Source organism: Acidaminococcus sp. CAG:542 (genome assembly GCF_000437815.1).
Taxonomy (GTDB): domain Bacteria; phylum Bacillota; class Negativicutes; order Acidaminococcales; family Acidaminococcaceae; genus Acidaminococcus.
The window spans coordinates 1-7,340 of record NZ_FR902082.1 but is presented as its reverse complement, the minus strand read 5'-3'; the positions used below and the strand labels follow the sequence as shown (position 1 = coordinate 7,340).

Annotated in this window: 6 protein-coding genes and 1 other annotated feature; of the genes, 5 read left to right on the top strand and 1 reads right to left on the bottom strand. The window is 56.2% G+C overall.

The window, feature by feature from the left end:
• The first annotated feature begins 205 nt into the window (after window positions 1-205).
• The 4 genes from QVO43_RS06700 to QVO43_RS06685 all read left to right on the top strand — a co-directional run bounded on the left by QVO43_RS06700 (window position 206) and on the right by QVO43_RS06685 (window position 4,702).
• The gene (locus tag QVO43_RS06700; protein ID WP_022487768.1) at window positions 206-1,435 is read left to right on the top strand and encodes a class I SAM-dependent rRNA methyltransferase; all 1,230 of its coding nucleotides are present in this window, start codon (window positions 206-208) and stop codon (window positions 1,433-1,435) included.
• 36 nt (window positions 1,436-1,471) lie between these two features.
• The gene (locus QVO43_RS06695; RefSeq protein ID WP_022487767.1) at window positions 1,472-1,804 is read left to right on the top strand and encodes a hypothetical protein; all 333 of its coding nucleotides are present in this window, start codon (window positions 1,472-1,474) and stop codon (window positions 1,802-1,804) included.
• A 90-nt stretch (window positions 1,805-1,894) separates the two neighbouring features.
• Window positions 1,895-3,289: a magnesium transporter gene (gene mgtE / locus QVO43_RS06690; protein WP_022487766.1), complete on the top strand. Its 1,395-nt coding sequence runs from the start codon at window positions 1,895-1,897 to the stop codon at window positions 3,287-3,289.
• Between the two features lie 111 nt (window positions 3,290-3,400).
• Window positions 3,401-3,644, top strand: a binding site (T-box leader).
• 47 nt (window positions 3,645-3,691) lie between these two features.
• On the top strand, window positions 3,692-4,702 hold the full coding sequence (locus tag QVO43_RS06685; protein WP_022487765.1) for a bile acid:sodium symporter family protein: 1,011 nt from the start codon (window positions 3,692-3,694) through the stop codon (window positions 4,700-4,702).
• A gap of 36 nt (window positions 4,703-4,738) precedes the next feature.
• On the opposite strand, the gene sstT is transcribed toward QVO43_RS06685, so the two are convergent.
• A complete protein-coding gene (gene sstT / locus QVO43_RS06680) occupies window positions 4,739-6,001 on the bottom strand; it encodes a serine/threonine transporter SstT (protein WP_022487764.1) in 1,263 nt (420 codons plus the stop codon).
• A gap of 201 nt (window positions 6,002-6,202) precedes the next feature.
• On the opposite strand from sstT, the gene trpS reads away from it, so the two are divergent.
• Window positions 6,203-7,264: a tryptophan--tRNA ligase gene (trpS, locus tag QVO43_RS06675; RefSeq protein ID WP_022487763.1), complete on the top strand. Its 1,062-nt coding sequence runs from the start codon at window positions 6,203-6,205 to the stop codon at window positions 7,262-7,264.
• The last annotated feature ends 76 nt before the right edge of the window (window positions 7,265-7,340 follow it).

Genomic DNA, 7,340 nt, shown 5'->3' with positions numbered 1-7,340 from the left:
TCCCGGCCGCCCGGAGGGCTGTGTTCAAAGGCAAATGCGGATGGGTTTGCCTTCCTTTGGCCGCTGACAGCTGACCGTGGACCGCTGACTAAGGTGCTGTTGCTCCTGCAACAGCACCTTTTTTGCATACCAAAACCCGTTCCCATCACCCGTTACATATGGTACAATAAACTATACGACATTAACCGGGAGGGCGGAGAAGCGCATGCGTGAATATACGAAAGTGACCATCACCCGCAAAGGGGAAAAAATGGCCCGGGGCGGGCACCCCTGGGTGTTCGGGGACGAAGTGCTGGACGTGGCCGGTCCTGTGGAAAACGGGGACCTGGTGGACGTGGTCAGCGAGAAGAAGGGCAAATACATCGGTACCGGCTTCTACAACGAACATTCCAAAATCCGGGTGCGGCTCCTGTCCCGGAACGCCAACGACCGGTTCGATGAAGCCTTCTTTGCACGGCGGATCCAGTACGCCCTGGATTACCGGAAAACCGTCATGCCCGGTGAAGATTTCAAAGACTGCCGGCTGATCTTCGGAGAAGCGGATGGATTCCCTGGGCTCACCGTGGACCGGTTCAATGACGTGCTGGTGGCCCAGGTGCTTTCCCTTGGCATGGAACAGCGGAAAACCATGATCTTCACCCTGCTGTTGAAGCTGCTCCGGGCCATGGGAGAAGAGGTAAAGGGCATCTACGAACGGAACGATGTGAAAATCCGGGAACTGGAAGGCCTGACGGAAGGCCAGGGCATTGCGGATATTCCTGGCAGCACCCTGACGGAAAAGGACCTGATGCCCATCATCACGGAAAACGGACTCAGGTACCGGGTGGACGTGGTGAACGGCCAGAAAACCGGCTACTTCCTGGACCAGAAATACAACCGGCTGGCGGTATCCCGGATCTGTGCCGGCAAACATGTACTGGACTGCTTCACCCACACCGGTCCCTTTGCCCTCAATGCAGCCAAAGGGGGAGCAGCCAGCGTTACGGCGGTGGATATTTCCGGAGAAGCCCTGAAACGGGCCCGGGAAAACTTTGCCCTCAACGGCCTGGAAGACAAAATCCAGACTGTGGAAGCCAATGTGTTCGACTATCTCACGGAGCTGGAGGAAAAGAAGCAGCATCCCTTCGACTTCATCATCCTGGATCCCCCGGCCTTCACCAAAAGCAGCCACACAGTGAAAAGCGCCTTCCGGGGATACAAGGAAATCAACCTGAAGGCCATGAAGCTGCTGCCCCGGGGAGGCTATCTGGCCACCTGCAGCTGCAGCCATTTCATGAAAAGCGAGCTGTTTGTGGAAATGCTCCACGAAGCGGCCCGGGATGCAGCGGTTTCCCTGCGCCAGGTGGAAGCCCGGCAGCAGGCTCCGGATCACCCGATCCTGTACAATGTGCCGGAAACCGATTATCTGAAATTCTATATCTTCCAGGTGGTGTAAGCCCTTGCGGCATCCTCCTGAGAAATGAGGTGTCCCATGTTCAAGAAAATCACCCTGGCTCTGGCCTTCTGTTCCCTGGTCAGTGTGGGTGCCCTGCCGGTACTGTCCGGCACCGCCCATGCTTCCACCACGGAAGAACGGTTCCAGCAGTCTAAAATCATCATGATGACCACCCGCAACGGGGTCCCCTTTTACGCAGAGCCGGGCAAGGACAGCCTGACCCTGGGGTTCTATCCCAAAGGGACCATTTTTGTACCCATCAACCAGACCCGGAACGCGGTGGAAAACAAAGTCTACAATCTATGCATCCGCTTTGACGGCGCCGTGGGATGGCTTTCGTCGGACGACGTGGCATTGACGCGGAAGTAAAAGCGGGGGAACGCTGACCGGGGAAGGTCAGCCTTTCCCACCATAAAGGCCCCGGGGAGGACGGGGACTCATGAGGGGAGAGTGTGCAGCATGGATGAACAGAAAGAAAACCATTCTGTAGAAGAAAAACAGGAAGAACTGGAAGAACGGGTAGAAAATGAACTGATTTCCGCCCTGAACCGGAAAGACAAGGACGCGGTCCTGAAGCTGGTGGAAGATTCCCACCCCATCGACCTGGCCTATGCCCTGGAAGAAGCCAGCGACAGCGATATCGTGTTCCTGGCCACCATCCTGCCGGACCAGCAGATGGCTGAAATCATCGAACAGGCCGATGATGAACTCCAGGTCCGGATCATGAAACTGTTCGATCTGAACAAGATCATCCGGATCTTCCAGCACATGTCCAAGGACGATATCGTGGATATCCTGGGAGACATGCCCGCCAACCGGCGGAAGGAACTGGTCAAGCTGATGAAATCCAGCGACCAGGAAGTGATCCGAAACCTGTTGGGCTATGGGGAAAGCACCGCAGGCGGGATCATGACCACCGAATACATTTCCATGCGCAATTCTCTTACGGTGAGCCAGGCCCTGGAAAAGGTCAAGGAAATCGCCCCCAAGACGGAAGAACTCAACATCCTCTATGTGCTCAATGAGAAAAAACAGCTGGTGGGTACCGTGTCCCTCCGGGAACTGCTGGTGGCCAAGAACTATGACACCTTAAACGACATCATGGAGGACAATGTGATTTCCGTGGAGCCGGAAGCGGACCAGGAAGACGTGGCCCGTCTGGTATCCAAATACGACCTCCATGCCATCCCGGTAGTGAACAAACGGAAAGGGATGCTGGGGATCATCACCGTTGACGATATCATCGATGTCATCGAAGAAGAAAACACCGAAGATATGCTGAAAATGGGCGGTGTCAGCAAGGAAGAAGACGTGGACAGCACGGTGCTGGAAAGCGTGAAGCTCCGGCTTCCCTGGCTCTTGATCAACCTGGTGACGGCGTTTTTGGCATCCTCGGTGGTTTCTCTGTTCGAAGACACCATCAGCCAGGTGGTGGCTCTGGCTGCCGCCATGCCCATTGTAGCCGGCATGGGGGGCAATGCCGGGACCCAGACTTTGGCTGTGGTGGTCCGGGGCCTCGCTCTGGGGGACATCAAGCTCCACGGCAACGGGCTCCGGATCCTCCGGGGGATTGCCGTGGGCTTCATCAACGGCCTGGTAAACGGGGTGATCGCCGGAGCGGTGATCGTGTGGATGAACCACAACCTGGCCCTGGGGCTCATTATCCTGGTGGCCATGATCTGCAACCTGATGATCGCGGCCCTGGTGGGTTTCCTGGTGCCGGTGGTTTTGAAGGCCCTGAACTACGACCCGGCCGTGGCCTCCAGTATCTTCATCACCACCTTTACCGATGTGTGCGGGTTCTTCATTTTCCTGGGCCTGGCCAAACTGTTTTTGCCATATTTGTTACAATAATCCCTGCTCTTAAAAAGTTTTTCTTATATCGTGGATATTTTCTTGACAAAATGCCCTTATCCTCGTAAGATAAGGGCATGCTTTTCAAGGAAGAGCAAAACAACTTCATAAATAAATCTGATGATGGGAAAGAGTACTTTCTGGATGCGTGCCTCCAGAGAGCCGGTGGATGGTGTGAACCGGCGGCCTGGCCGAAAGGAAAATCCTCCCGGAAGAGACGGACTGAAGCAAAATTAAGTCCGGACGGCTGATCCCCGTTAGTGGAAACGCGTATGTTGGTACGTTGCAGAGTGCTCCCAGGCCGGAAGGCCCGGGGGAATATGGGTGGTATCGCGGAGCATGCTCCGTCCCTTTTACAGGGACGGAGCTTTTTTGTTTCCGGAAACAGAAAGGATGAGGAAAATGGATTTGAAGAAAGTATGCGGATTGATCGGCAAGTATTTCGGCGTTATCGCCGTGGTGTTCCTGGGCATCGGGATCTTTGCCCCCCACGCTTTTGCCTGGGTGTTGGGGAAGGCCTACGGGGTGTCCATTCTCAGTGTAATGCTGGGAATCATTATGTTCGGCATGGGGATGACCACCAGCCTTCATGATTTTGCCCTGGTGCTGAAACAGCCCAAGAACATTTTCTTCGGGGTCTGCGCCCAGTATTTCGTTATGCCCTTCCTGGCGTTCCTGCTGTCCAAAGCCTTCCATCTGGATCCGGCTCTGACCGTTGGGGTGGTGCTGGTGGGCACCTGCCCGGGAGGCACTTCCTCCAACGTGATCACCTTCATGAGCCATGGGGATGTGCCTTTCTCTGTGACCATGACCAGCTGCTCCACGGTGCTCAGCCCTCTTATGACTCCGCTGCTCACCTGGCTTCTGGTGGGCAAGCAGATCTCCTTTGATCCGGTGGGCATGTTCGTTTCCATCCTTCAGATCGTGTTCGTACCCATCGGGGTGGGCCTGGCTGTGAAGAACTTCTTCCCCAAGTTCGCCAAAGAAGCAGTGGATTACCTGCCCGCCGTTTCCAGCATGGTGATCAGCTTCCTGATCGCCGGGATCATCGGGGCCAGCCGGAACGCCATCTTAAGCAGTGCCGGACTGATCCTGCTGGTGGTGATGCTCCACAATGTGCTGGGGTACCTGCTGGGCTTTGCCATTGGGAAACTTACCGGCATGAGCTGGAAACAGATGGTGGCTCTGTCCATCGAAGTGGGGATGCAGAATTCCGGTCTGGCCACCGGCCTGGCCAAGGCCCATTTCGCCTCCATGCCCATGGCCGGGGTACCGGGAGCCATCTTCAGCGCCTGGCACAACATCTCCGGTGCTGTCCTGGCTTATCTGTACACCAATTACCTGAATGAACGGTTCGATTCCCAGTACGAAGAGGAAGGGGAATTGAAGCCGGCCATGGTGAGAGCAAAATAAAAAATTGGGGTGTGAATTCTTTCACACCCCAATTTTTTATTCTTCCTCTTCAATCTCTTTCGGCACCATATCCTCCGCCTTGAGAGTCCCCATCCGGGCCCTTCTGGCGTATTCGGCGGTGGCGGTGAACAGTACGTCGCTGCTGCTGTTGAGAGCGGTTTCGCAGGCGTCTTCGATGATGCTGATGATGAAGCCAACCCCCACCACCTGCATGGCGATGTCATTGCTGATCCCAAAGGAGGCACAGGCCACGGGGATCAGCAGCAGGGAACCACCGGCCACACCGGATGCTCCGCAGGCCCCCACGGTGGACACGATGCACAGGAGCAGGGCGGTGGGCAGATCCACGGCCACTCCCAGGGTATGGGCGGCTGCCAGGCTCAGCACGGAAATGGTGATGGAAGCCCCGGCCATGTTGATGGTGGCTCCCAGGGGAATGGAAATGGTGTAGGTATCCGGGTTCAGCCCCAGCCGTTTGCACAGGGTCAGGTTCACCGGGATGTTGGCGGCGGAAGAACGGGTGAAGAAGGCGTAGATGCCGCTTTCCTTCAGGGTGGCCCAGACCAGGGGGTAGGGGTTCTTGCGGACGTTCAGGTACACGATGATGGGGTTCATCACCAGGGCCACCAGGAAATAGGACCCCAGCAGCACCCCCAGCAGGCTGAAGTAGGAAATCAGGGCGGACAGGCCGCTGGCGCTGATGGACTGGGTCACCAGGCCCATGATCCCCAACGGAGCGAAATGGATCACCCAGGTGACCACTTTGGTGATGCCGGCGGACAGGTCTTCCAGCACATGCTTGGTTTCCGGGCTGGCAGCCTTGTGGAGGGCCAGGCCGATGATCACTGCCCAGGCCAGGATGCCGATGTAGTTGGCGTTCAGGATGGCGTTCAGAGGATTGTCCACGATGTTCAGCACCAGGTTGTGGACCACTTCCGCAATGCCGCTGGGGGGATTCACCTTGGAATTCCCCAGCTGGAGCATCAGGGTCTGGGGGAATAGGAAGGACAGGGTCACCCCGACGATGGAAGCGGCGAAAGTGCCGATCACATACAGGGTGATGATGGGTTTCATCTGGGTTTCGCCCCCTTCTTTCCGCTGGACCATGGCGTTCATCACCAGGATGAAGACCAGCAGGGGAGCCACCCCTTTGAGGGCACGGACGAACAGGTCGCCGAAGATGCCCACCACCGGCACGGCGCCAGGGAGGAACACAGCAATCAGGATGCCGATCACAAGGCCTACGGCAATCTGGTTGATCAATGGGATTTTACGAAGTTTACGGATTGTAGAGTTCATAGTTGACTTCCTTTCTAGGTTTTAGAAAATAATGACAAATCACCGTACATAAGTATAATGAATTCACAATCAAAACACAAGTGTTTTTTCGGGGTGGACTGAAGCCGGGGCCTTGAAGAAAAGCGCCATTCATAGTATAGTTATACATAGTATTCAAAAAAAAGCGCAGCTTTTGATCACAGCAGAAGGCGAGGAATCATTATGACGAAAATCATCCTGACCGGGGACCGTCCCACCGGTCATCTCCATGTAGGCCATTTTGTAGGCTCTCTCCAGGAACGGGTGCTGCTCCAGAACAGCGGCAAATTCGATGAAATCTACTTCATGATCGCCGATGCCCAGGCCCTGACCGACAATGCGGAAAACCCGGAAAAAGTCCGGCAGAACGTGCTCCAGGTGGCTCTGGACTACCTGGGAGTGGGCATCGATCCGGAGAAGGCCACCATCTTCATCCAGAGCATGATCTCGGAACTGTTTGAACTGACTACTTATTATATGGACCTGGTGACCGTGGCCCGGGTACAGCGGAACCCGACTGTGAAGGCGGAAATCCAGCAGAAGAACTTCGAAGCCAGCGTGCCTCTGGGCTTTTTCTGCTACCCGGTAAGCCAGGCGGCGGACATCACTGCCTTCCATGCCACTCACGTGCCCGTTGGGGAAGACCAGAAACCCATGCTGGAACAGTGCCGGGAAATCGTCCACAAGTTCAACAGCGTCTACGGGGAAACCCTGACGGAACCGGATATTGTGCTGCCCTCCAACAAGGCCTGCCTGCGGCTGCCCGGGCTGGACGGGAAAGCCAAGATGTCCAAATCCCTGGGGAACTGCATCTACCTGTCCGATGATGCGGACACCATCAAGAAGAAGGTCATGAGCATGTACACCGATCCCACCCACATCCAGGTCAGCGATCCCGGCCATGTGGAAGGGAACCCGGTGTTCACCTATCTGGACGCCTTCAGCAAACCGGAACATTTTGCCGCCTTCCTGCCCGATTACGCCAACCTGGATGAGCTGAAAGCCCATTACCAGCGGGGCGGCCTGGGAGACATGAAGATCAAACGGTTCCTGAACGAAGTGCTCCAGTCCGTACTGAAGCCCATCCGGGAACGCCGGGAATACTGGGAAGCCCGGAAGCCGGAAGTGGTGGACATCCTGAAGGCAGGCACCGCCCGGGCCGAGGCCAAAGCCGCCCAGACCCTGTCCGAAGTCCGCGCCGCCATGAAAATCAACTACTTCGAGGATGACAATCTGCTGAAGTAAGCAGTGCCCTTCGGGCCAGTTTACAGTCACTGGTCACTGGCTGATGGAAGGAACCCGCTCGGGCGGGTTCCTGGGA

Coding starts and splice junctions, on each gene's coding strand:
- QVO43_RS06685 (WP_022487765.1), top strand. CDS start 3,692: ATGGATTTGAAGAAAGTATGCGGATTGATCGGCAAGTATTTCGGCGTT.
- trpS (WP_022487763.1), top strand. CDS start 6,203: ATGACGAAAATCATCCTGACCGGGGACCGTCCCACCGGTCATCTCCAT.
- QVO43_RS06695 (WP_022487767.1), top strand. CDS start 1,472: ATGTTCAAGAAAATCACCCTGGCTCTGGCCTTCTGTTCCCTGGTCAGT.
- QVO43_RS06700 (WP_022487768.1), top strand. CDS start 206: ATGCGTGAATATACGAAAGTGACCATCACCCGCAAAGGGGAAAAAATG.
- sstT (WP_022487764.1), bottom strand. CDS start 6,001: ATGAACTCTACAATCCGTAAACTTCGTAAAATCCCATTGATCAACCAG.
- mgtE (WP_022487766.1), top strand. CDS start 1,895: ATGGATGAACAGAAAGAAAACCATTCTGTAGAAGAAAAACAGGAAGAA.